The following is a 24,316-nucleotide window of genomic DNA, read 5'->3' on the forward strand; positions in this document are numbered from 1 at the left end:
TAGTTACAAATAATGAAAAAAGATCAATATATAGAAATCGTTTCTTTGCTGTTTTCTGCTCTGTTTCTGTATTCAGGTATCGACAAGTTAACCGGATATTCAGTTTTCCGAGAACAAATAGGGTTGACCCCATTAATGTCTCCGATAGCCGGTGTGTTAGCCTGGCTGGTGCCGGTAGCAGAAGTAATTATAGGTTTGGGGCTACTATTACCCTCTTCCCGTGTTCCTACATTAGGCATGGCACTAGGTGTGATGCTACTTTTTACAGGATATGTAATTTATCTATTGAATTATGATGACCAGTTGCCATGTAGCTGTGGTGGTTTGCTTGAATCGCTAAGTTGGACTGGTCATTTGATATTCAATGGCATTTGTATAACATTATCGACTACGGCATTACTGTGGCATTATAGAGATAGGCAAACCAAGTCGGAGGGAAAATCATTGTTTTATAACTAACAACACATTGTTATGAAAAAAATTATAATAGCTGAATTTATAATTCTACTCATTGCGTGTAATTCTCATCGGCAAGATGTCTTAGTTACTGGCCTAGAGGGTCAACCATTGCCAACATTTAGAATATTATCACATGACAGTACTTCGAGTTATTATACTACTGCCAATAGAAGGTCCGGCGCAACGATACTGTTTTATTATTCTCCAACCTGTCCATATTGCCGGGCGCAGATGAAGGATATGCTACAGACAATGAATAGGATGGTGGGAGTTCAGGTCTATGCAATTACCTCAGCGCCATACAAAGCGATGAAACAATTTTACGAGCACTTCGAGTTAAAAAAATTCTCTAATGTAATTGCTGGCGTTGATACCGGTTTATCTGTGTCGAAATATTATAAAATCAAAAGCGTTCCATACACAATAGTATATGGGAAAAATGGAAAGCTCAAACATGTTTACAGCGGGCAAATTTATAGTAGCCAGTTGATAGCTGTTGTAGGAAGATAATTTTGGATCATATTACCTGAAGGTAGTTCCTATGGATAAAAAATTGGCAAGAGGAATTCAGATTTTACGCATAATTTATAATTAAGGCAGATATCCACCGCCATTCAACAAAGCATTAAACCATTTTTAGTCAATAAATTTTATTACAATGATTTATCAGAGAAGAGCCCGCACTTTGCTGGGCATATTGGCAGTGTTCACCTTCTTGGGAAGTATTTTCGCATTTAAGGCCCAAAAGGTAGCCCGAAATGGAAAGCTATATTGTACTAATGTACCTGGTCCTTGCCCTAACCATACTACTTTGACTCCTACAACTCTAGGGGGCTTTTTATCTTACTGTACTACAACTAACTCTGGTCCAGGATATAGTTGTCCGAATTTGATACGAGTAATCGAGGATGCAAATTAACAATGTCCATCTGCGAAATATTCATAAATGCTGAATAATATCCCTATTTGTATAAAATATTGATAAGTGTTAAAGAATTGGAAACTCAAATTTCCACAACACTTACTGAAGCTACTATACAAATCCAGTTGATCTTTTTAATAATCAATATTTTTTGCGCAAATTCTGAGCAGTCGTAGCTAAACTGTTCAGGTAAACCTGAAAGGTTATGACATAATCGTATTCCAATTATACATGGCCTGGAAGGAAAACGGGAGCCGCCGAATACCCGTTATCCATAGTAGGCAATAAACTTTAATTATTAAATAGAATTACGATGAATTATCAAAAAAAGGCCCGTACAGTATTAGGGGCATTGGTGGTGTTAACTTTAGTGGGAAGTACTTTTGCTTTTCAGGCGCAGAAGGCAACACGCTCTGGGAAACTTCATTGTACCGATGAGCCAGGGGCATGTCCCGATACATATCAATTAAAAACTACAAACATCCCAGGGGTTCCGTCTTACTGCACAACTACTGGAACAAATTGTACGACTACGATTCTTGTAACATTTGATCAATAGTTAACGTATCATTTGTTGTGATAAAAGGGGCGTGCTTACCGCGCTCCTTTTAGTGTTTTTAACCCTCAAAATTGTATCCTAGGTAAGTGCCTTTCTTTTTCGCAGGAATGCCTTTTTTTATCCAAGAAGGGCAGGGTTTCGATTTTAAATAATAATCAAAGAATTGTGTTATTCGCAAAGTTAAGTCCACTTTATTTTCTGGTTTGGATAACGTATGATCCTCATCGTCATATTGCAACATCCAAACTTCTTTTTTAAGTCTTCTTAAGGCCGTGAAAAATTCAACTCCTTGTTCAAAATTCACTCTACCGTCCATTTTATTATTCATAAGTAATAAAGGTGTGGTTACTTCATTTGCAGAAAAAATCGGTGAATTTTTTATAAATAAATCAGAGCGTTCCCACAAAGAAAACCCGATTCGGTTTTGCGACGTTTCCATTTGGAATTGATGGCTTTTTCCAAAACCATTAATTCCATCAAGGCTACCATAATAACTTATGCAATCGGAGATGCCGCTTAATGAAACTGCGGCAGAAAAGCAATTAGAGTGTGTTACTATGTAATTCGTTTCATAGCCTCCAAAACTATGGCCTTGAATACCAATTTTTGAAGAATCTATCCAAGAATACTTATACAAAAAATTAGCAGCTCCAACTATAGCATTTTTAGCACTCTCTCCTGTAGCTCCAACTGTGTAATGGATGTCTGGAGTAAAGACTATATATCCCTGGCTAACAAACCAAGGAATATTAAATTGCCCATCCATTGTCTCTGGTTTTAAATATTGGTTTAATCTATCCGATAATTGTTCATAGTAATTAATTATTGCCGGATACTTTTTTGTGCTATCGAAATTTTCAGGAGTGTATATGATTCCCTGAGAAATTGTATTGTCAAGCATTGGAAATGATATCAATCTAGTACTTAGCCAGTTATAGTTTCTCTCTGGATATATATATGAGAGCTGTTTGAAATGTTTGAAATCTTTGGTTGTGAAATAGTTTTTATTATTTCTAGCATCTTCCCTTGCGATCAAATATATATCCTTATCGCTTGATTTTATTGGTGATTCACCAGCGGAAAAAGAAGCAGGGAAAGGGTATGTTAAATCGTAAATATATGGACCCATTGTTAATAATTGAGGATTTCTATTACCTTTAAGTGAAAGAAAATAAAACCCATTATCCTTACTTATCTTATTAAATGCGCGTATCAAAACATTTTCATCACCTTTAAGAATTTGCCCATCCTCATTATTGGTGAATCTTAATATTACTTGATTTGCCCGTCCGTAGCCACTTGTGATATTTACTGGTGCTAGTTTATTAAGAAGATCTACTTTCCAAATGTCAAATTTATCATAAATTAAGACTGCATTTTCTGTAGGCAACCAACCTGCAATTGAGAGGCCACGAGGTTTAATTTTTTGGGGCCTATCAAAGTCGAAATCTTCGGAATATAGAGGGATTTGTTTAGTAAGGTTAAAAACCTTACCTGTTGTTAGTTCAAAACTAAATTCATCACTGCCTAAACTATCAGTTCCGAGAATAAGATGACTATCTGGCGATACTTTTTCAGGGATAATAGGTATTTCTTTGCGTTTACCGCTTTTTAAACTTACTAGAAAATAATGATTTTTAGCTGATTCATTCCAATATGCCTCGGTAAAATCCCCATTATTGTGAGTTACTAATACGAATTCACTCAACCGGTCATCAAACCTAATTTCTTCGTCTTCCCAGTTTAAGCGTAAAATTTTTTTATTTAAAAGATTTACTACTGCCCAGTATTTTTTGCTATTAAGTTCCGTTAGTTGTTGAGATTGTAATTTAGCATCTTGCCAATTCCATATATCTACCTTAACATGATTATCAGCTATGGACAAAGGCTTTTCCTTTATGGGGAAAAATAAATATTCTTCGTTCTTACTAAAGAAAAATGGATAACCAGGTTCAATTGTCAGTGAATCACCTAACTCCGGTATTTGATCAGTGACAATGGGAGCAACTGGAGCCGCTCCATATTTATAATACCATATTTTATTCCCTGCAGGTTGATTTTCAATAAATGCTGCTTGGCATCCGCTTGTATCTATTGTTATTTTATTTAAAGCATTTCCTTCCCATATTTGACGCTCTATTCCTGTTTGTAAATCAAACCAAAAAAGCATATGATTTTTTACGCCCTCTTTATATAACACAATGGATTTATTATTGAAGGACTGTACATAGCTCGTCACATTTTCAATTAATTGTTTTTTAAAGTTCTTTAGATTCATTATTACCATGCATTTTTCTGGAGTTTTTGTTTGATAAAGAATATATTCTTGTTCCTTTATGGTAAATAATTTGAAGTCGTTTACATTACTAATACTAGAAGTGTCGACAAATCCCAATCTCATTAAGCAAAGATTATTGGATTGATTTATAAATATTGCCAAATGGGAATCTTTACTAAAACACAAATCTTTTGCGTCAATGATTTTTCGTTTCCAACTACCAATGTTAGATTGTATTACTAATGTTTTTTTGCCTGTAGGCTGATTTTCTATGAAATAGGCAGCATATTCTCCGTTATCACTAATTATAGCGTTGCTTACAGCTGGCCAGTTGTTCAGATCTTCTATTTGAAAAGATCGTTTTTGAGCCATAGAGGTTTTATACGTAAGACCAATAATAGCAAAAAGAAAAATAATGTATTTCATAATATGTTTTTCCAAAACTTTAAACTTCAATAATTAATAGGTTATTGTCGATAATAAGTAAAATATAACGAAGATGATTATGCTATTATAATTATTCATATTGGGGCCACGTGGGAATGCCTTCCTTCATTTTTTCAAGTGCGTCTAATAAATCTTTTTCTTTTGGGTCCATTACAACTGCCTTTTCTTCTAACTCAAGGGCATCTGATGCACGGCCTAGCTTGTATAAAAGGTTGGCTTTGGTATCCAGATATTGCGGAGAAGGATTTTCAAGCGCAATAGCTTGATCAATCCAATTGACTGCTTCTTTTAATACGTTAGAATCGCGGCAATTTAAAAATGCATCCCAAGCTGGCATATTATACTCCATAAAGACATTCAATCCTTCTACTTTGGGGGGGATTTTTTTGAGTTTTTCAGTCCTATAATTTCCATAGGTAAACCAATCATTTATAGCGCGGTAGTAATCTATTTGTCCATTTAATATAAGCTGGTCTACATCTAACATGGGATATTTTTGTGTTATTGCTTCCCTAATATTTAGCCAATCGGGGTTTTGGGTAGTTGGCTTCCCTGCGTTCCATAATTTACTTGTAATTTCTTCTTTTGTAATAACAAATGAAATCATAAGATTTGCCCATCCTTTAAAGTTAATTATGCTATCCAACTTTTCTGGATGGTTAAGACAAAACTTAATAATTCTATCAGTAGAGGCTATTTGAGTACTGAACCGTTGAAAGAAATATAGATTTTCCTCTGTTAAGATTAATTCATTATTAATCTGGTCCAGATAGTTTTCTTTGTAGTTTTTTGCAATTTGGGCTGCCAATTGTTTATTCCCATTTTTATTGGTTGTAATAGCTAGCATTCCCATTTTGGAATGATTAACCATTCCCTTTTTGTATTTTTCAGCTAGTAATACATTCTGCTTTGATGAGTCAATCGCGTCATTTAAGATTTGTATGAAAGCACTTGGCGAGAAGTATCCGATTTCCTTATGCAATAATTCGCCGTTAGGAGAAAAGAAAAGAAACGTTGGGTAGGCTGAAATTTTATAATTTTTACTTATTTTATCTATGTCCGCATGCCATTTTCTTACCTGTTCATTATCTCCTAAAGTCGAGTCCATTTGAACTTTTACAGAGATAAAGTTACTATTGGTTTTATTACCCACCAATTCATCTGTATAAACATTTTTATCCATTGCTTTACAAGGGCCGCACCAGGTTGCAAAGCAGTCAAGGAAAATGTATTTATGCTCAGCTTTTGCTTTTCTTTGGATTTCCTGCCATGTTAATGCAGTCTCAAACAAAATCCCCTTTTTGTTTATTTCCTGAGCAGATAGTAGTGTGAAACTGTGACAGCATAGTATAAATAATAATGCTAGTTTATTTTTCATTTATTATATTAGTTTAATATTTTATAATGTATACTATTTAAATTTTTAGCCCACTTCTATGCATTGTTTTATTTTCTAAGAAATTGTCAGTTTAAATTTTATCCTATGTAAAAAAAAACTTACAAAACATGATGATAGGATCTTTATCCATTACACTTTATACTCTCCATACAAGCGCAATTTTCCAAATAAAGTATGGTTGAGATTACTAAAAAAATTGACAACTGCCTTTTTGTGAATCAATGGTTTTACCGATGATAAAAAGAGAGATATTCAATTATATCCCAACGAATCGAAAGGATTAATAACCTTGAGTTTGAGTGAGGTTTGGATCAAAACGTAATTGGTTGGCTAAAATGGGCAGAAATTGCCAATCACTTTGCCAGGTTCCGCCCTTTATGGGTGTTACCATACCCATAACTTCGTCTACTGCTTTTGTTCTCTTCAAGTCAAACCAGCGATGTCCCCATTCGGCAAATAACTCAACCTGTCTTTCATGCGCAATATTAGTTAGTAAGATTTCAATGTTTGGAGAATTATCGTTGGGTAGACTAGCACGATTACGTATGGTATTCAAATCAGCCTGTGCCTCAGTAAATTTCTCTTGCTTTGCCTTGGCTTCTGCTCTTATCAGATACATTTCTGATAACCGAAATATAACTTGGTATTCTTGTGTTGATGTATTGATTGCGCCTATTTTATACTTATAAGGATAGTAATAAGTTGTTGTAGTATTATCGTTTGATAGAGAGATATTACCCAACCATTCTTCTTTTCGTTTATCACCATCCTCAAAAGCATTAAGTAAAAACTGGCTACAATAAACTGGTCGACTGCTACTGTTAGGACCGCTTCCTGATAATATGAAAGTGCGACCTTCTATTGTATTTGCCTTAGTGCCTGATCCGACTGGCTGAAGTGCCCAAATGGTTTCGGAACTATTTTTTTTAAAAACATCATTTAGCGGGACAATATCATATAAACCGTTATGAATCACATTTGTTGCTTCTAGTTCAGCATCTGCATAGTCATTCATGTATAAATAAACTCTTGCCAGTAATGCTTCGGCGGTGGATAAATTGGGTCGTACTCTTTCTGTGCTGGTCCCAGATATACTGCCGTCTACGTAATTTACTCTTAATAGATTTTTTGCATCTTTTAAATCCTTGACAATTTGTTCGTAAATAGTTGAAGCTTCAGTTCTGGATAAGGTAGTATTTATCTGATAGTCGGAAGTTGTTGATAGGCATGCATTACCATATAGGTTAACTAGTAGAAAATGGAAAAATGCACGTAGGAATTTTGCTTCTCCCATTAATTGCTGTCTAACAGGTGGTGTTAGTGACGGGGCATTTTCTAGCCCTTCTATAGCGGAATTTACATAGAATAAAAAATTATATAACCCTCCCCAGTAGTCTGCGCTTATATTTTGGGCGTTTAGTTTGTTTTGATAGAAATTGATAAAATTGCTGCTATTCAAGTCATATAAAGTCAGTTCATCTGACAATAAACCTCCAAAAACAGAGAGTCCATTTAATCGAAATAATCCATAGGAACCATTGGCTGAACTGATTTTTGTATAAATACCTGTTAACACAGCAGCAGCTGTGGCATCATTACTGTATACATTTCCGGAACTTATAGATGTATTAGGAACAGTTGTATCCAAAAAACGTTCACAACAAATGTTACTTATGGTAAATATTGCGCTAATGGTTATAATCTTTGTTTTACCAATTTTATTGTGAAACATGTAACGCAGTAAATTGGTTGTCTTATAAGTGAATGACATATAATAATATTTAAGATGGGAGAATGAGTATTTTCTTACAACGTAGCTTGTATCCCACAGGTTATCACACGCAGGGGGGGCAATGTATTGGAACTTCTTGTTTCTGGATCTAATCCTTTATACTTGGTAATCGTAAGTAAATTTTGTCCTAGAGCAATAACACGGCAGCTAATTTTCCATTTTGAGGGTAACGGTATTTGCCATGAAAGGGATACATTTTTAATACGGATAAAGGAAGCGTCAGAATAGGAAGAATTGCCATTATAAGCTCCATCAAAAGCCTGATAAACTTCAGTATCATATTTAGTAGAATATTTTTGAATGCTCTTGTTTTTATCAGTTTCCCTCCAGCGGTCTAATACGTAAGAAGGTTGATTACCCCTATTGTCCATACCAGAAAAAGTGCCTGGTAAACCTATTCCGTAGTAAATATTCCTTCCTGTCTGTTTCACAAATTGGACTGCCAAATCAAGCTGTATTGTTTTATAAGTAAAACTATTTTGAATTCCTCCATACAACTTGGGAGAAGTATTAATGAAGATTTTTCTATCAAATGAGTAATCTGGTGAGGATGTTAGTTTTCCCTCTCCATTCTCGTAACTCAATATTTGGTATAAACCTGTTTCTGGATTTACCCCTTCAAATTGATAAGCTCTTTCCATGTTGATAGGTTGACCAATAATTAAATCAGCGGCATAACTTGATAGTTCCAATTTATCAAACCTTACTAATTTGTTTTTAGGTATAGTGAGGTTGAATGAACTTGTCCATTGAAAGTTTTTGTTTTTTATATTTATTGTTAATAGACTTAATTCATATCCGTAATTTTGAACAATAGCTGGAAAATTCGTAGAAATGTTGGTTACTCCAGTGGTTATTGGCAGATTGTATAATAAAAGCTGATTTGAGGTCCGGTTATTGAAGTAGGTTAGGTTTATGAGAATTCTGTCTTGAAGAAATCCTAAATCAATGCCTCCTTGGAACTTTTTCGTTTCTTCCCATTTTAAATAAGGATTACTTAGACCGTTTGGCAATAAACCTGAAATACCTTGATAAGGATTACTGATGCCAAAAGGTGTTGTATATATACTTAAAAATTGATAGTCGCCAATTTGATCGCTACCTGTTATTCCGAAACTTCCTCTTAGCTTTCCAAAACTTAATTTTGGTAAAATATCTTTTATCCAGCTTTCATTTGAAAATACCCAGCCAATGCCTATAGCTCCAAAGCTGTGAAATTTATTCTTTTTCCCAAACCGAGTACTTCCATCCCGTCTTATACTTAAGTTGATTAAATATTTTTCTGAAAAATTGTAGTTGATTCGTCCATATACTGCAGTGTACTTGTATATTGAATTTACTCGATTGTATGGAGTAATACTAGCTGCTGCGTTTAAATTGGTCAATAATTCATCAGAAGTGTAGCCAGATCCAATAAAAGAAGAACTATTATTGGTACTCTGTGTAAATGTCATTCCCGCTAATATGTCTACATTAGATTTCTTCCATTGATAATTGTATGTGGCTTGTGGCTCAGTTATCCATGTACTTAATGTTGAATTTGAAAATAAAGATTGAGATGTATTTTCTGCACCTTCTTGTGGGGATAGGGAATTTTTAGGAACAATGAAATATTCTGAATTCTCTAAGTGGTTGTATCCCAAACTTGCCTTGAGGTAAAGACCTTTTAGCAATTGGTAGCTTAATAATGAATTACCTACCAGATTATTTGTATTGTTATTGTAAGATCGTAGAAGGTTAGCCAAAGGATTCTGCCATGTGGCATCACCGCTAGAAATTGGAGCCCAGTTTAAAGAACCATCGGTTTTTCGTAAAGATGGCGCATTTGGAGCTAAGGACATGGCATTCATAGTCTGATCATCTGACATTATATGGTTATCATCTATTAGGTAACTTCCTGAAAATTGAATTTTAAATTTCTGGTTCGAAGTTGAATGTTCGAGATTCAGTCTTACAGATCCTTTTCGATCTGCAAATTCCCCTGGAAATACAGTTGTTTCCTTGTGGTATCCTGTACCTACCAAGAATTTTGTACTGGAATTTCCTCCTGATATAGATGCATGCACGTCGGTGTATTGTGCTGTACCTCCTATTAATTCCTTTTGCCAATCGGTATACCGGGTGGTATCCCATGTACCGTTAATATCGTAATCAGTGCCCCCTGGAGTTATACCATCATTGGCAAATGCTTCATGGCGCATTTCCAAATACTGCTTGGTGTTTAATAATTTTATTTTCTTTGCTACTTTACCCCACCCGCGTTGCACCTGTATGTTTACTTTGGTTTGTCCGGCTTGTCCTTTTTTAGTAGTAATTAAAATGGCGCCATTAGCTGCCCTGCTACCGTAAATGGCGGTGGCATCTGCATCCTTTAAAACAGTAATACTTTCTATGTCGGAAGGGTTTATGAAGCTGAAAGGGTTCCCTGCACCTGAAGGAAAAGGAGTAAGACCTGAACTTCCCAATATCCCAGATAAACTTGGTAACAATGTGGCTGAAAATGGTACCCCATCCACGACATAAAAGGGATCATTACCATTTCCGATGCTGTTCTGTCCCTGGATACGCACTGTCACACCGCTGTTTGCAAATCCGGTGCTTTGGGTAATGAATAAGCCAGGTACTCGTCCTTGTAACGCCAGTAATGGATTGGTCACCGGTTGTTTTTCAATATCAGCCGCTTTCACTACTGCAATATTTCCGGTACTGGTTCTTTGAGTAGTTGTGCCATATGCAATAACTACCTTTTCATTTAGCGTATTTGTCTTTAATTTTAGCACAATGTCTAAACTATGTCTACCTTGTATGGGGATAGTAACATTTTCGTACCCTACCATGGATATTTGTATCGTTTCAGATCCAGAAATATCTTTCAGCGTAAACATCCCACTTTGATCTGCATATGTCTTTTGATTGGTGCCTATTACCTGCACTGTCGCTCTTTCTAATGGGATGCCTGCTTCATTGGTGATCTTGCCGGTCAGTGTATACCCCTTTTGTTGTTTTACCGATTTTACCTGCGGTTCCAGCGTGATATGTTTGCCGATTATCCTGTAAGTAATGGGTTGATCTTTAAAACATACATTCAGTGCCTCATCAATACTCATGTTGATGAGGTCCACTGTTACAGGCTTGGTTGATTTAATAATATCGCTGGAATAAAAGAAAAGGAAGTCACTCTGTTGTTCAATCTCTTTGATAACCTTTTCAATCGGCATATTGCTTCCCCTGATGGTTAGCTTCTGGCCAAAACTCAGCGCGTATGTGTGCATGCATGTTATCAGTAAAAGTATAGTTGACAGGCGCATAACTCTTAATATTTGCGAACCAAACTGCCGGTGACGTTTATTTCCTTCACGCCTAATTCTTTGTTTGTTGTCAGTCCAGACAGGAGCTTTGTGGCAAGCCCTTATTTCTTCAACCAGAAGCTGGTTCTTTGTTATAGGTATAATGGCTTTGTTAGCAATGAAAACTTTCATAACTTTAGGATGGTTGATTTAAAGTGAACGCAAGCTTTTTTGAAACCAATCGCCGGTAGTGCCCTACACTACCGGCTTTTCATCACTGCCTTAGTTGTCTCCCTTACAGTCAATGATATTGGTTTATCGATAGAAGTTAACCTGGATAGTAACTCCTTTTGTCATGCATACCTGTTCAGGTTGCGGGTGCTAAAAAGCCTGGTGGTATCTCCAGACTAGCGGGGAATTTTAATGGATTGTGGCATGGCTATAACGCCCCTGGTAAGCAGTGGCTTTAAGCTGTTGTCCCCACTGAATACCAGACAGAAATATCCTGCCAGTAATACGTAAACGTATACCTGCCTTGTCAGGTGATCTTTAAATGTAGTGTAGTGTTAGAATTGCTTTCCCTCTTAATTACTTACTACTATTTTGCTACTATCTATAATAGTGAAATGAATACCTGTTGATTTCAATACTTCCAGAATCTCAGACGCCTTTGCCTCTCTATGCATTTTGCCGGTGAACTCCACTGGCGGTATGTCTCCTTTGTATTCAACATTCACATTGTACCAACGTGAGATCTGCCGCATGATCGTTTGAATATCTGCTCCTTTGAATTGGAAACGTCCGTTTTTCCAGGCAATCGTCATATCCACATCTGCATCTGCGACTTTCCATAAAGGTGAACCGGTGGAAGGTAATACCGCCTCCTGTCCTGGTTTAAGTAGTACCTCCTTTCCGGTTATATTTTCTCTAATCTTCACACGACCACTTAACAACGTGGTTTTATTGGTTGGTTCATTATTATATGTATTGACATTGAACGAAGTGCCAAGTACCAGAATTTCCGTCTTATTTGTACTGACCTTAAATACCGAAGTGGCATTTGTTGCTACCTCAAAGTATATTTCCCCCGTCATTTCTACTTTTCGTTCCTTACCAATAAATGCTACCGGATAACGTAGCGAGGAACTGGCATTGAGCCATGCTATACTTCCATCCGGTAACACTATCCTGAATTTCCCCCCGCGTGGAGTAGTAACCGTATTATAAATTAAGTGGCTGACATTGTTCCCTCCTGCATCATACCTTACTTCCCCCGCCCCGTATTGAACCTGTGAACCCGCCTGCACATCTTTTTGCCCTGCTTTGGAGCTATCGAGTGTTACTTTTCTGCCATCAGATAACGTCAGTATTGCCTTGTCACCACCCGGTGATAAATCCTTTCGCTCACTGAGAAGTACATCCTGTTTGTTTATTTTCAGATCACTTTTTTCTGGTGGCAGAAACCATGAAAATCTGATCGCCACTATTCCTAAAAGGAGTGCTGCCGCCGCGATATAAGGCAACCATGTATCGAAACTCTTTTTGTGATGCTTTTGTATAGGCAGACCAGCATCAAGAAGCCTCTTCCATGCGACATCTTCTGACACCTGGAAATTCCTGTATTCCTCAATCTTGGCATGCAGGTTGCTGGGATCCGTCAGCCGATCAAACAGCTGACGATTGCCCCCCTGTTTAAGCCATTCTGCTAATTGTTCAGCCTCCTGCGGAGTGATGTCTTGTTGTATGTGTTTGAGGATTAATACCCATACTTCATCCTGATCCATTTAAGCGTTATTTGTGATGCATGAACAATGAACTTGTCATCTCTCATCAACTGTTTCTATTAGCTTAAACAACTCACTTGTATCAATCTGAAAAAATGGGAGAAAAAAATTATTGGAGATTTAATATTTGCAGGGTTTAATCCATATTGTGTAGCAACACATAATATATTTCAGAGAGAAATACCGAGAACAGATATCCAGCCAGTACCATTACCTCCGGATGTTCATTGACAGCGGTGCGCAGCAATTCTACCGCCCGCTTTTTCTGGCTGTATACATTATCAACATTGATATTAAGCCGCTGGGCTACATCAACAGGTTTTAGTTGTTCGATAAATAGCAGCCTGAATACTTCCCTGCATCGGCTCGGGAGTTTTTCTATGGCGTTGTGTAAGTAGCTGATCAGTTGAGCTTCGAGCTGTCGCTCAGCAGCCTCTGCTTCCGCAGTATCAATTTCTGACTGGGGTTGGTTGCGTAAATGATGCTGATGAATCCTGGTAGCCTTTATTACATTGAGACAGTGGTTACGGGCAGTCGTAAATAGAAATGAACGTATAGTGGCCCCTGACGTAAAATCCTGATGACGCGCAAATAATTTCTGAAATGTTTCCAGCGTGATATCTTCGGCTTCCTGGCGGTCGCTGACTAATTTGGTTACAAAATATAACAGTGGCTTATAAAAGTCATCAAAAACGACCTTAAAGGCCATTTCATATCCCTTATTGAATTCAGATAAGGTAGCGGTATTTATTTGCATGATCATCGGACAATGAGGTATAAAATTGACATTTTCAGGCGAGCACACCTGCAGTAACTACAGTATAAATGAACCAGTCTTAACTATTAGTATAATTTCAATAAACGCGGTGGAGGCGAAGCCTGCAATTGGTACCCTTTGAAATACTGTTTGAACAGGAAGATGCTTTCTGAGTGGATTCCCGATTGCAAGTTAAGTATTATCTAACAATTATGGGTGAAGGCCCAAGATAATGTCACTACTGGTTCAACTGACTGGTGCTAAAAATCAAAAAAATCTTCATACCAACCTATAGGATAAGTATCTGATATTTTTTGAAATTGATAAAATGCCCCTTGTCTCTATAATATATACGGTCAGTTTGTTTCGATCGTTGCTGTGAACAACAACACGTTCTAAAATTTCAATAATATCTATTTTATGTGATTGGATTTAATGGAGGTCTTCAATAGATTTCGATTGCAATAGCGAAACATTTTATTTTCTGAAAACTCTAATACAACGTCTTAGCAATATGTATTGTAAGGCATACTGTCATATTAGGTACAACCAGTACATTTAAGGATCGCAGCACTATACGCGATATTGGCAAAATATGGGTTGCCTGATAGTAATATAGTTGCCCTGATCAACAATCCTCACCAGCTGCCGACAAACAATTTGACAGCTCGTGTACTACAGGTCTTTAAAGGGTTACCAGACAATTTTCCCAATATCCGGAGTGAACATGCAGGGTGGAATAGTAATTACAGAAGAACCTGTCACCGCCTATAGCTTATTGTTTCTGCCACCCAAAGGGTTAGTGACTATCCATATAGACACGTACACGGCAGAAGCGATATGATTGGAAAAAATAGACCGTCTCATGTTTCAGCCGGCGTAGAAGTTCAAATGACAGGAAACAGCCTCCCTGATAAATCAAAGCCGTTGGGTAACTGTGGATGTGAACGATGTGGACCGGTTTAAGAAAGATCTTAAGGTGGCAGACCGGTTAAAGCGGGGTGCCACGATCGGATGCTTTTATATAGAAAGCCCGTCCATTCGACAGGTCATTGAAGAGCTTGGCAGCAAGGATTATATAATGCTGGTTGCTGGCTCCAGTATTATCCGGCCAGGGGTTGGGAAAAGCGGTATGATGAAATCCAATATTGACCGCTATCACAACCCAACTCAAATAGACTACCTGCATCCTGTTCCGGAACAACAGCTTAAGGAAACTTTTGGGGTAATGATCTATCAGGAAGGTGTGCCAGAGGTGGGCATTCATTATGGTTGCCTTTTTTCCCGAAGATGCCGGTTACCTCCGGCGGCTGATGAGTGGTAAAGAGAGGGGAGGCCATCACCTTCAATCAATAAGGGGTAAATTTTTCCATAACAGCCGCTTAAAGGGCCATCCTGAAACCGTGACCAACCAGATATGGCGGCAGATTGAAAGTTTCTCAGGGTACTCTTTTTCCAAAGCACCTAGTGCGTCATATGCGGTGGAAAGTTATCAGTGCCTATATCTGAAAAGTTATTTCCCGCTGGAGTACATGGTGTCGGTGATCAATAACCGGGGCGGTTTTTATGATACCCGTGTTTATATAGATAAAGCCAGTAAAGAGGGTGGAATTATTCATTTACCATATGTGAACAACGGCAGCGAGGTTACCCACCTTTATAGGAAAGATATGTACCTGGGACTTGATCTGATCTGCCATCTGGATACAGCGCAGCGAGGGATTATTGCTGAGAGAGAAAGAAAGGATAATTATGCGGGAATTATTTTGATACTCCCCATTTTTCAAAAAGCCTGAGCCATAGCCCGTTTTAAAGGTGCCGGTACCTATTTAATACAGGGAAAGATGGTGGTAGCAAACAATCATCCCAGCCTGGAAGTAATACGGAGGGCAAAATTAGCGATACAACAGACCCAGGAATTGGGGAATAACATCCTATATAAGATGATGTTTTTACGGCGGTTATACTAACGGGCTTGTCAACTATCCTTTCGGGCAGCCTTCAAATATATTTTATCCCACCTCCGCGAATCTCCCAAATACAGGGATTGTGCGCAACTATCTTCGTTGTAAATAATTCGCTAATAGCAAGTGCTGTTTCTTATAATAGCAATACTCAATTTTTTTTTGATTATCTCCAAATGGAATTGGTAAGAAATTCTTTTATGAAGCTGGAAGTTTTAAATATCACTATCCATGACGATGATTGTAACGAATCACTTTCTTTCTCTGCCACGCTGGTAGTGAATGACAAACCAATTGCCAGGTTGCATGATACAGGGGAAGGAAGCGGGATAACAATCACGCCGATTGATAAAAAGGAAATTCCAATGATTCATGTGGTAGCTGCTTTTTGCAATTTACACTATACGCTTTCGCTGGACAATGATACTTCGGCATCCACAGGCGGCCCGGCAGATGCGGCATTGATGAACTTTATTGAGCACCAGGTACATATGCATATCCAGCAAAAAATGCTTTCACGCCTGCATAGCAGATTATTAGAAGCCATGGAGACAAGTATTGTTTATGGATGGAGCGATGGGAGAATTCGTGTCATGCCGTTGGATTCCCCGATTGGGCAATTACTTAAATCGGCAGAAGGGACATTGGTGGTAGAGCAGGCACTCAAACAAATCGTGCCCTACCTGGAACCGGGAGAATTTGTGTTAAACCAGAATATCCCGTTCTTTTTAATGCGTGTGCCATTACAATAGAACCATGCAGGTTGCTTGCGGGTTCATGTACCCTTTATTCTACATCTGATTTTATCACCAGAAAATATTATAGGGTATGCAGCGAAATATCGATAATGAGATAAAACAGAATATGGACCTGCTTATAAAAAAAGGCTACCTGGATAACGGGTCGGGTACGGTCAGTAAGGATTTTGAACATTCACTGAGGGGAAAGGTACATGAGATACTATTGACTAATATTTCTGTCCCCAGAAGCGCAATTGATGATATGCCCAATCTTGAAATATTTGATCTTGCGGCAGATGCAGTAATGAGCGGACAGAAAGTTGGGTTTAATTTTTTATATAAGTTAAATCTGGATTCCAAAGAACTCGGCATATCCAGCATGACGGTAAAGATAGCAGACAAACCAGGCGCGCATATACCAATAGATATTCCCTCACAAATTCCAACGATTGATGCTGCGTTAACTTTTGCTGTTGGTAAACAACTGCATGTGCCCAATAATTTAAATCAGCGAAATATTGCTCCTTCTTCTAAAAGGAAAGGACCAAAGAACCCCTGGTAGGTTAAACACGGGGGATTACAGATTTAGGCATAACGTCCATGCTGATCCTATACCTCTTGAACGAATATTACTCTTTTAATCCGAAACAGTTACTCATATGAAACAAATCAATCAGCCCAATAAGAATTACACGCTGGCAGATATGGCATATTTAAACAAACAGGCACAGCGAATGAATAAGGGGAACGGGTTTTCTCAGTTTTTGAAAAAAAACGGATTCGTAGAGGAAGCCCCGAATATTTACAGGAAGAACAGCCCGCCGCAGCTTATTGAACTAACTCCTTTAAAGAAGGATATACAGTTTCGTAATCATCTTTTACCCGAAGATAAAGGCAATTTTATACAGTTTATTCAAAACAGGCTTCCTGATGGGCAGGTAATTGCGCCAAATCAGGATTCCAATAAGATGCTCAATGCCATTCTTGTGGGGCTATATTATGAAGGGATCGTTCTTGAGAAAAGGCCCCGGATTATTTCCAGGCAAAGCAAAGGAAGACATCAGCAGCTATAATACCGCTAACCAATATTGACGGTTATTTATAATAATGCCTTATTGTCTAACACTGTAATTTTTAAAAGATAATGGAACATGAGATTTATCCATTAATGAAAAACATCAGTAAGTTTTTAGCGGCATTAGATGCTTGTGGCTACTTTATCCAGATGGATCAGTTGAAGAAAAGAAATATTGAGCAGAATATATCAGATCGCATATTATCCGGATATAGGTTGACTGAGCTTTCCAGAAAATATTTTAAAGAAGGCGCTCCGCTTGCTATCAAAATTAATTACCCGTATGAAGGTTGCCGGGTGAGTTTAAACATGAATCTGAAAGTCTACCCAAATCAACAAATAGACCTCCAGAAGACTGTTTTGGAAGTGAGAGATCTGCCCGGTGGTATCCATGTGAATATCGGGATACAGGAGCTACTACCATCCATTGTTCAGGTTCACAGGTTTGTTGAAAACTTAAAAAGCGCAAAGTACCTCAATATGCGATGGGCCAAAGCGGCTAAGCATCAGGTTGAATCTGCCAAACAAACTTCCAGACGGTCAATCGGCTAAATGACCGTTTCACCACCTGTGCTTAAATATTTGTTTCAGGTTTAAATTTCAATATTGATGAAATCCGATACCAGCCAGCTAATGGATCAGGTAAAAAAATGCACCTACCTGTTTGAAGACAAAGGGTATTATCAAAATTTATCTCCGGGCTTAAAATTGGAATTAAAGCATGAACTGGCCATGCAGGTTAAATCAGCATACAGGAATCTGGAGCGCAACCAGGATAAGGGAATTGAGGAAGTGGTAGCTCCCTATATCATGAGCTATCCACTGGATGGAAAAACGATCACCCTGAATGCAGTATTGCTAATAGATATTCATCAGAAACTGCAGATAATTAAACCTACGCTTACCATCTATCAATTAAGCCAGGGTTTAAATTTAAAATTACGATCAGATAAGGAGTTCCCGGATCTGAGAAAATTAAAAGGAATGTTTAATCAGCTTTTGCCCAAAGAGAAAGTAAAACCTGTTCATATAATAAAACAGCGGTTCCGGCAATTGTTTAATCCTACACCTGGACATAAGTTATAATTTTTTGGATATCAAAAATGATTGGATAAACCAAGCGCTTTGTTCAGGTCACCTATAATTGTGACCAGCAAGATGTACAGTCGTGCACAAAATGCCCGCCTGGAATGATCGGCCTTCCGAAGTCGGCCTTAAAAAATCCTCCGAAGTCGGATTTTTTCTATCAAAACAAGTTAATGTATATGGGGAGAAAGAGAGTGCCGCAGCAGGATGCATTGAGATATGATGTTAAGACACGTATTAATCAGTATCACTTCGACCGGTTAAAAAAGTTGCTGGCCAAATCCCGCTATAAGAATATGAGTGGTCTGTTAAGAATGATTATTTGTGATAAACCGTTAACCATCTACACAAGGGACGAAAGTCTGGGGGTGGTCATGGAAGAGCTGGTGAAAATAAGAGGGGAGTTGAATGCAATCGGAAATAATATCAATCAGGTCACCCGCCACGTGAATGCCGTTCCGCAACCTCAGCAAAAGTTATTACATGCTCTGGCTATGCCGGACTTATTGCAACAGGTAGCCGCCCGCCAGCAACAACTGATTCCAATAGTAGAAGCACTGGCAGAAAAATGGTTGCAAAGATAATTCCCGGAAAAGATATGAGCAGGCTCCTTAACTATAATGAAAAAAAGGTTAAAGAAGGAGTTGCCACCTGTATTGATGCCGTGGGATTTGGACTGGGACCTGAAAAATTGAATTTCCGTCAGAAGCTTTTCCGGTTTACAGATATAATGGAGCGTAATCCCATTGCGGATACAAATTCCATTCATATATCTATCAACTTTCCACCAGGGGAAGACCTGCCCGATGACAAGCTAAAGGAAATAACAGCATCCTATATGAAAAGGATTGGATATGGAGAGCAGCCATACCTTGTTTATAAACATACAGATGCCGGCCATCCCCATATACATGTTGTTACCACCTGTATACGGGAATCGGGAAACCGTATTGCTACTCATTATAATGGTAAGGAATTGTCCAGACCGGCTTGTCTTGCCCTGGAACAGGAATATGGCCTGACCTCAACCGCGCAAACGGAAAATAAGCAAAAGGAAATGCCGGTAGTGCATCTGCGTAAAGCCAGATATGGCAAAAAACCGACAAAAGCGACCATTGCAGAAATTATTACCGGGGTACTTAACAATTACCGATTTGGAACCCTGGAAGAGTATAGGGCCATTCTGTTGAATTTCGGGGTTTTCGCTGACAGAGGGCAACCTGGCAGTAGGACTTATGAGAAAAACGGTCTGATGTACCAGTTATTAGATGAGCATGATATCCCCAAGGGTGTTCCCATTAAAGCCAGCCTTTTTTATCAAAAGCCAACTATTAAGAACCTGGCCCTCCGGTATGAGAAAAATATAAGAAAACGCAATGATTATAAAGGGCGGTTAATCCGGACTATTGATAAAGTGGTAGCGGAGGTCGGGGATATAAACGGGTTTATTGATGGTTTGAAGGACGAGGGGGTAGATGTGGTATTACGCCGTAATGAGCAGGGATTTATTTATGGAATGACCTTTCTTGATCATAAGACCTGTTGCGTGTTTAATGGTAGTAGCCTCGCCAAAGGGTATGGAGCAGGAGCCATCATCTCAAAACTTGACAACGCGAATATAACGGACCAGCATAAGATTACAGCCAATCAGACTTTTGTCAAATCCCTGATGGATAATACCTCCTTCCAAAAGAACTTTTATCAGGTAGCACAGTATTGGGTACGATCCGGTCTGCAAATTATTGCGCAACCGGTCGGGAACCAGGAATTCATCTATTGGTTGGGCCGTAAGGATACAGATACTAACACTTATGTGCAGGCTACTAAACCGGTAACGGCCTACCTCTATGCAAATGGAGTTGGCTTACCTGACAGGCCAGCCGGCAGGCCGGGACTTCCAGCTGGTACACCTGATAACAGTAGGGATAGTTTAATCAGATTGGGCGCAAGCCTTGAAAGTCTTCAGTTCCTGTTGTCTAAACTGGTTACCGAATGGCTTGAACCCATTGACGTTGATAACTACATTCCTGCAGCACTGCTGAATGAGGCAAAGAAGAAAAAGAACAAGAAACGGTCAACCTGACATTAAAAGGGTTGCCATTCTCCTGGTGTGAAAAAAGAAAATCGTGTGGTATGCAAACTGGAGAAAATGAACAGGGACTCCGGGCAATAATTGACTTTGTCAGGAAGGGGAGTGTTGTCTTGCTTGGACTACACTATTACATATTTTGCTATAAGGCATTTCTGATTTGGGGGTTAGTACCGGACCTGGTAAAAAGGGTTTTGTTTAATATTGCCAGCTCCGGGTTATTTAGTCGTCCTTACTATTCAAAACTTGCAGCACTTGGGTTGCTTGCCCTATCCCTGATTGGAAGCAAAGGCAAGAAAGATGAGAAAATCCAGGTCAGTGCTATTATCACATTCCTGCTTTCAGGCTTATTGCTCTATGGTGGGAGTGCGCTCCTTTTCTACCTTGATTTAGATGTGGCTCCCCTGGCAACGAGTTATATCATTGTAACATCGCTTGGTTATATCCTGGTACTTACAGGTGGCGCCAGACTTTCCCGCTTAATAAAATTACAGCTTGCCAAAGATATCTTCAATGAAGTCAATGAGACTTTTCCCCAGCAGGAAGAATTAATCGAAAATGAATATTCTGTAAATCTGCCCGGACGCTACCGGCTGAAGAATAAGGTACGTCCCATGTGGATCAACATCCAGAATTGCTTTCGCGGCACGCTTTTGTGCGGATCAGCCGGTGCGGGCAAAACCTTTTTCGTTGTCCGGTCGTGGATTCAGCAGAATATCAGTAAGGGGTATACAATGTTTTTGTATGATTTCAAGTATGATGATCTTACCAAGATTGCCTATAACGCCTTATTAAAATACAAGTCAGCTTATAAGATACCTCCAAAATTCTATGTCATCAATTTTGATGATTTAAGCCGCAGCCACAGATGTAATCCGCTTGATCCGGATATGATGGAGGATATTACCGATGCAGCAGAAGCTGCCAGGACGATCCTTCTGGGACTAAACCGGGACTGGGTCCGCAAAACCGGAGATTTCTTTGTGGAATCCCCCATAAACTTCCTGACCGCTGTGATCTGGTTTTTGCGGAAGTACCAGGATGGCAGGTATTGCACTTTACCCCATGCCATCGAATTGATGTCTATGCCTTACGATGACCTGTTCCCGGTGCTGGGAACTGAATCAACGACGGAGGCGCTGTTAAACCCTTTTATATCGGCATACCTCAACCGGGCAACCGAGCAGTTGGAAGGCCAGATCGCCAGCGCCAAAATTGGTCTTGCACGCCTCAGCTCACCACAGCTATACTATGTTTTAAGCGGGGATGAATTCACCCTGGATGTAAACAATCCCAAAGAACCCAAGATTGTAGCCATGGGGAATAACCCCTTGAAAATTCAGATATATGGAGCTGTACTAAGTCTGTATATAACGCGAATGCTAAAACTGGTCAATCGCAAGAACCAGCAAAAGTGTTCGCTGATCTTCGATGAGTACCCCACGATATACGCCCCACTGGATACTCTTTTGGCTACTGCCAGAAGTAATCTGGTAAGTACACTGATTGCAGTCCAGAGTACAGAACAACTGAGAAAGGATTATGGCAAGGATCAGGCAGATGTAATCGTGAACCTCCCCGGTAATATTATTTGCGGGCAGACTTTTGGTGATACAGCAAAGGTATTGTCTGAGCGATTCGGCAAAATTGTACAAACCAGAGAAAGTGTATCCATCAACCGTACAGATACAAGCGTAAGCCACAATACGCAGCTTGATTACGCTGTAACGCCTTCTAAAATTTCATCCCTGAGCAGCGGCGAGTTTGTGGGAATGGTTGCAGATAACCCCAGTACACCCGTTAAGTTAAAAACCTTCCATTGTCATATTATCAATGATCCTGCTGCTATAAAAGCCGAAGAAGATAACTATAAACCGCTGCCCAAAATAAGAGATATATCGGTACTGGAAATTCAGAATAATTACATACAGATCAAAAATGATATTGCCTTATTAATAGAATCTGAAATTGAAAGAATTCGGCAGGACCCGAATTTAGCCCATCTGCTGTTTGTAAAGCCAGATGAAGCAGGCGGCGGCGGTGTTTAGCCATCGATACACAAGTTGCTGCAATGGGTCCCCGGACATTTGCAATTATTTCATAACCAGGGGTTACAAACGAACTCAGCTATTTTATTATCCATTCATTAAATTTCGAATATTAAATAGCTATCAGCGAATTTTAATTAAATACAGGCGTCTATTAGTTCTTATTGGCGTTGTCGCTAATATTTCGTAAATTATTTATGTTCACATCCTTTCAATATCCTGATGGTTACTTTTTTAAATAACCAGGTTATTAAATGGAACATGAACCATTACATATAATTGAGGAGTGGGTTTACATAACTATTCATCCGCAAAACTACTTGTTGGATTTGCAGGAAAGCAACAGGGATCTTTTGTTCCTTGAGCAAAAGATCGATATGTTGTGTAACTCCATTTCAGATCAGATGCATGGCAGTGTTTCTTCTTTCTTAAACGTTTTACAGCTGAAGGTATTACAGCTATTAGAGCGAGTGGGAGATTATGTTAAGAATAATACAGAGAACCTAAATGATGGTTACAGGTCTTTTTATATTAAGGTGGCAGGGTATCTGGAGAAGGTAATTGACTATATCAGGCGATATGTTCCTGGTGCTTTTCAGGAAAGCCTGCAAATCTCCTGTTTTTCTTTTTTAAAAAACCGGGATGTTCTGTCTGTTGCTCTAACCCAACTGGAGACTGCCTACCAGCATCCTAAAATTGAACATCCTTTACTTAGATTAGCCCTGCAGCCCATTAAGGATTTCGTGCAATCAGATACCGGGAATTTTACTTTCAGACAACTCACTTATATCCAGCAATTAGTCCAAAGCCTTTCGTTTTTACATGAGCCGGTCCCGGAGAAATGGATAAAAGATATCAATGAAGAAATTCATACTGTTCTCCTGCAGCTAAACTATAATTTGCCAAGGTACGTGTTGTTATGTACTACCAGACTGGATGAAAAGATGGCGGAAATGGATCTGGCTGCAAAGCTATCCACCCTGCAATGGTACTTTAGAACAATGGAACAATTGGAGCCATTACCCGGATTTTGTTTTTTACCTACATTGCCAAACGTAACCGAGCAAATTGTCAGCTCTTTGCGCGCCGCATATAATTTGATCAACCCGGTACCGGCTGAAGGGGAGTTAAAACCGGTTCACCCGGTAATAGGAGGCCGGATTAAATTATCTGTTTCAGTGGCTGTACTGACCCTGTTTATAAAACTCTGTATCAAGGCAGGTATTATTGTTAATGAATCCAAATCGGAGGTCTTCAGAATAACCAGCCAAACCTTTTCAACCCCCAAATCCATGGAGGTCAGTTCGGGGAGCATACGCACCAAACACAAATTTTCGTCTATCCACTCAATTAAGACAGTCAGAATTTTACTGTTACAATTGGTAGAGTTATTAAAGGAGGAATAGCGTCCAAATTGAATGGAAATTATTATATTAGTTTGAATAATATAGTAAATATGGTTATTCCTGATATTGGTCTTTCCAATTTTTTGCCGGAGGCACCCCTTTATTTTAGAAATTACACTTTCAACAGAAAATGGCCTTTATTTTTTGAATTATTTGACTTTTGGGTCGGGAGAGCTAGTTAAAACTTATTGCCCGAATGATAAAGAAATTCAAACATTTAAGCT

At 38.8% G+C, this 24,316-nt stretch carries 20 protein-coding genes; 14 read left to right on the forward strand and 6 right to left on the reverse strand.

The window, feature by feature from the left end:
- Positions 1-12 precede the first annotated feature (12 nt).
- Both BW716_RS06085 and BW716_RS06090 read left to right on the forward strand, forming a co-directional pair.
- Positions 13-459: a MauE/DoxX family redox-associated membrane protein gene (locus BW716_RS06085; RefSeq protein WP_083721641.1), complete on the forward strand. Its 447-nt coding sequence runs from the start codon at positions 13-15 to the stop codon at positions 457-459.
- 12 nt (positions 460-471) lie between these two features.
- The gene (locus BW716_RS06090) at positions 472-969 is read left to right on the forward strand and encodes a thioredoxin fold domain-containing protein (protein ID WP_083721642.1); all 498 of its coding nucleotides are present in this window, start codon (positions 472-474) and stop codon (positions 967-969) included.
- Positions 970-1,998: 1,029 nt separating this feature from the next.
- Here BW716_RS06090 and BW716_RS06095 read toward each other — a convergent pair.
- The 4 genes from BW716_RS06095 to BW716_RS06110 all read right to left on the reverse strand — a co-directional run bounded on the left by BW716_RS06095 (position 1,999) and on the right by BW716_RS06110 (position 11,335).
- Entirely contained in the window at positions 1,999-4,644 is a 2,646-nt protein-coding gene (locus BW716_RS06095; RefSeq protein WP_143708740.1) for a S9 family peptidase, read from the reverse strand.
- 91 nt (positions 4,645-4,735) lie between these two features.
- The gene (locus BW716_RS06100; RefSeq protein WP_083721644.1) at positions 4,736-6,043 is read right to left on the reverse strand and encodes a thioredoxin fold domain-containing protein; all 1,308 of its coding nucleotides are present in this window, start codon (positions 6,041-6,043) and stop codon (positions 4,736-4,738) included.
- A 301-nt stretch (positions 6,044-6,344) separates the two neighbouring features.
- Complete coding sequence (locus BW716_RS06105) at positions 6,345-7,835, reverse strand: RagB/SusD family nutrient uptake outer membrane protein (protein ID WP_083721645.1); 1,491 nt, start codon at positions 7,833-7,835, stop codon at positions 6,345-6,347.
- Between the two features lie 35 nt (positions 7,836-7,870).
- Positions 7,871-11,335 carry a SusC/RagA family TonB-linked outer membrane protein gene (locus BW716_RS06110; RefSeq protein WP_083721646.1) on the reverse strand — a complete coding sequence of 1,155 codons (3,465 nt, stop codon included), beginning with the start codon at positions 11,333-11,335 and terminating at the stop codon, positions 7,871-7,873.
- 39 nt (positions 11,336-11,374) lie between these two features.
- On the opposite strand from BW716_RS06110, the gene BW716_RS36055 reads away from it, so the two are divergent.
- The gene (locus BW716_RS36055; protein WP_143708741.1) at positions 11,375-11,554 is read left to right on the forward strand and encodes a hypothetical protein; all 180 of its coding nucleotides are present in this window, start codon (positions 11,375-11,377) and stop codon (positions 11,552-11,554) included.
- A gap of 173 nt (positions 11,555-11,727) precedes the next feature.
- Here BW716_RS36055 and BW716_RS06115 read toward each other — a convergent pair whose 3' ends face one another.
- Both BW716_RS06115 and BW716_RS06120 read right to left on the reverse strand, forming a co-directional pair.
- Positions 11,728-12,927: a FecR family protein gene (locus tag BW716_RS06115; protein ID WP_083721647.1), complete on the reverse strand. Its 1,200-nt coding sequence runs from the start codon at positions 12,925-12,927 to the stop codon at positions 11,728-11,730.
- A gap of 136 nt (positions 12,928-13,063) precedes the next feature.
- Positions 13,064-13,690, reverse strand: a complete 627-nt coding sequence (locus BW716_RS06120; protein ID WP_083721648.1) for an RNA polymerase sigma factor — start codon at positions 13,688-13,690, stop codon at positions 13,064-13,066.
- A gap of 904 nt (positions 13,691-14,594) precedes the next feature.
- Between BW716_RS06120 and BW716_RS06125 the strand changes: the two genes are divergently transcribed.
- The 11 genes from BW716_RS06125 (at position 14,595) to BW716_RS06175 (ending at position 24,092) form a co-directional block, all read left to right on the forward strand.
- Positions 14,595-15,008, forward strand: coding sequence for a hypothetical protein (locus BW716_RS06125; protein ID WP_083721649.1), 414 nt, complete (start codon positions 14,595-14,597; stop codon positions 15,006-15,008).
- Positions 14,998-15,480: a hypothetical protein gene (locus BW716_RS06130; protein WP_083721650.1), complete on the forward strand. Its 483-nt coding sequence runs from the start codon at positions 14,998-15,000 to the stop codon at positions 15,478-15,480. Before BW716_RS06125 ends, BW716_RS06130 begins: the two co-directional genes overlap by 11 nt.
- 368 nt (positions 15,481-15,848) lie before the next feature.
- Entirely contained in the window at positions 15,849-16,400 is a 552-nt protein-coding gene (locus BW716_RS06135) for a hypothetical protein (RefSeq protein ID WP_143708742.1), read from the forward strand.
- 76 nt (positions 16,401-16,476) lie between these two features.
- Entirely contained in the window at positions 16,477-16,950 is a 474-nt protein-coding gene (locus tag BW716_RS06140) for a hypothetical protein (protein WP_083721652.1), read from the forward strand.
- Positions 16,951-17,047: 97 nt separating this feature from the next.
- Positions 17,048-17,461: a hypothetical protein gene (locus BW716_RS06145; RefSeq protein WP_083721653.1), complete on the forward strand. Its 414-nt coding sequence runs from the start codon at positions 17,048-17,050 to the stop codon at positions 17,459-17,461.
- A 71-nt stretch (positions 17,462-17,532) separates the two neighbouring features.
- The gene (locus BW716_RS06150) at positions 17,533-18,015 is read left to right on the forward strand and encodes a hypothetical protein (protein WP_083721654.1); all 483 of its coding nucleotides are present in this window, start codon (positions 17,533-17,535) and stop codon (positions 18,013-18,015) included.
- A 57-nt stretch (positions 18,016-18,072) separates the two neighbouring features.
- A complete protein-coding gene (locus BW716_RS06155; protein WP_083721655.1) occupies positions 18,073-18,549 on the forward strand; it encodes a hypothetical protein in 477 nt (158 codons plus the stop codon).
- A 179-nt stretch (positions 18,550-18,728) separates the two neighbouring features.
- A complete protein-coding gene (locus tag BW716_RS06160) occupies positions 18,729-19,133 on the forward strand; it encodes a plasmid mobilization relaxosome protein MobC (RefSeq protein WP_179091011.1) in 405 nt (134 codons plus the stop codon).
- A gap of 14 nt (positions 19,134-19,147) precedes the next feature.
- Entirely contained in the window at positions 19,148-20,632 is a 1,485-nt protein-coding gene (locus BW716_RS06165) for a relaxase/mobilization nuclease domain-containing protein (RefSeq protein ID WP_179091012.1), read from the forward strand.
- A 50-nt stretch (positions 20,633-20,682) separates the two neighbouring features.
- Positions 20,683-22,686 (forward strand): conjugal transfer protein MobC, encoded by a 2,004-nt coding sequence (gene mobC, locus BW716_RS06170; RefSeq protein WP_083721658.1) that lies wholly within the window; start codon positions 20,683-20,685, stop codon positions 22,684-22,686.
- Between the two features lie 254 nt (positions 22,687-22,940).
- Entirely contained in the window at positions 22,941-24,092 is a 1,152-nt protein-coding gene (locus tag BW716_RS06175; protein WP_083721659.1) for a hypothetical protein, read from the forward strand.
- Positions 24,093-24,316 lie beyond the last annotated feature (224 nt).

This window comes from [Flexibacter] sp. ATCC 35208, from assembly GCF_001975825.1.
Classification (GTDB): Bacteria; Bacteroidota; Bacteroidia; order Chitinophagales; family Chitinophagaceae; genus Chitinophaga.

Coding starts and splice junctions, on each gene's coding strand:
- BW716_RS06085 (WP_083721641.1), top strand. CDS start 13: ATGAAAAAAGATCAATATATAGAAATCGTTTCTTTGCTGTTTTCTGCT.
- BW716_RS06090 (WP_083721642.1), top strand. CDS start 472: ATGAAAAAAATTATAATAGCTGAATTTATAATTCTACTCATTGCGTGT.
- BW716_RS06095 (WP_143708740.1), bottom strand. CDS start 4,644: ATGAAATACATTATTTTTCTTTTTGCTATTATTGGTCTTACGTATAAA.
- BW716_RS06100 (WP_083721644.1), bottom strand. CDS start 6,043: ATGAAAAATAAACTAGCATTATTATTTATACTATGCTGTCACAGTTTC.
- BW716_RS06105 (WP_083721645.1), bottom strand. CDS start 7,835: ATGTCATTCACTTATAAGACAACCAATTTACTGCGTTACATGTTTCAC.
- BW716_RS06110 (WP_083721646.1), bottom strand. CDS start 11,335: ATGAAAGTTTTCATTGCTAACAAAGCCATTATACCTATAACAAAGAAC.
- BW716_RS06115 (WP_083721647.1), bottom strand. CDS start 12,927: ATGGATCAGGATGAAGTATGGGTATTAATCCTCAAACACATACAACAA.
- BW716_RS06120 (WP_083721648.1), bottom strand. CDS start 13,690: ATGATCATGCAAATAAATACCGCTACCTTATCTGAATTCAATAAGGGA.
- BW716_RS06130 (WP_083721650.1), top strand. CDS start 14,998: ATGAGTGGTAAAGAGAGGGGAGGCCATCACCTTCAATCAATAAGGGGT.
- BW716_RS06135 (WP_143708742.1), top strand. CDS start 15,849: ATGAAGCTGGAAGTTTTAAATATCACTATCCATGACGATGATTGTAAC.
- BW716_RS06140 (WP_083721652.1), top strand. CDS start 16,477: ATGCAGCGAAATATCGATAATGAGATAAAACAGAATATGGACCTGCTT.
- BW716_RS06145 (WP_083721653.1), top strand. CDS start 17,048: ATGAAACAAATCAATCAGCCCAATAAGAATTACACGCTGGCAGATATG.
- BW716_RS06150 (WP_083721654.1), top strand. CDS start 17,533: ATGGAACATGAGATTTATCCATTAATGAAAAACATCAGTAAGTTTTTA.
- BW716_RS06155 (WP_083721655.1), top strand. CDS start 18,073: ATGAAATCCGATACCAGCCAGCTAATGGATCAGGTAAAAAAATGCACC.
- BW716_RS06160 (WP_179091011.1), top strand. CDS start 18,729: ATGGGGAGAAAGAGAGTGCCGCAGCAGGATGCATTGAGATATGATGTT.
- BW716_RS06165 (WP_179091012.1), top strand. CDS start 19,148: ATGAGCAGGCTCCTTAACTATAATGAAAAAAAGGTTAAAGAAGGAGTT.
- mobC (WP_083721658.1), top strand. CDS start 20,683: ATGCAAACTGGAGAAAATGAACAGGGACTCCGGGCAATAATTGACTTT.
- BW716_RS06175 (WP_083721659.1), top strand. CDS start 22,941: ATGGAACATGAACCATTACATATAATTGAGGAGTGGGTTTACATAACT.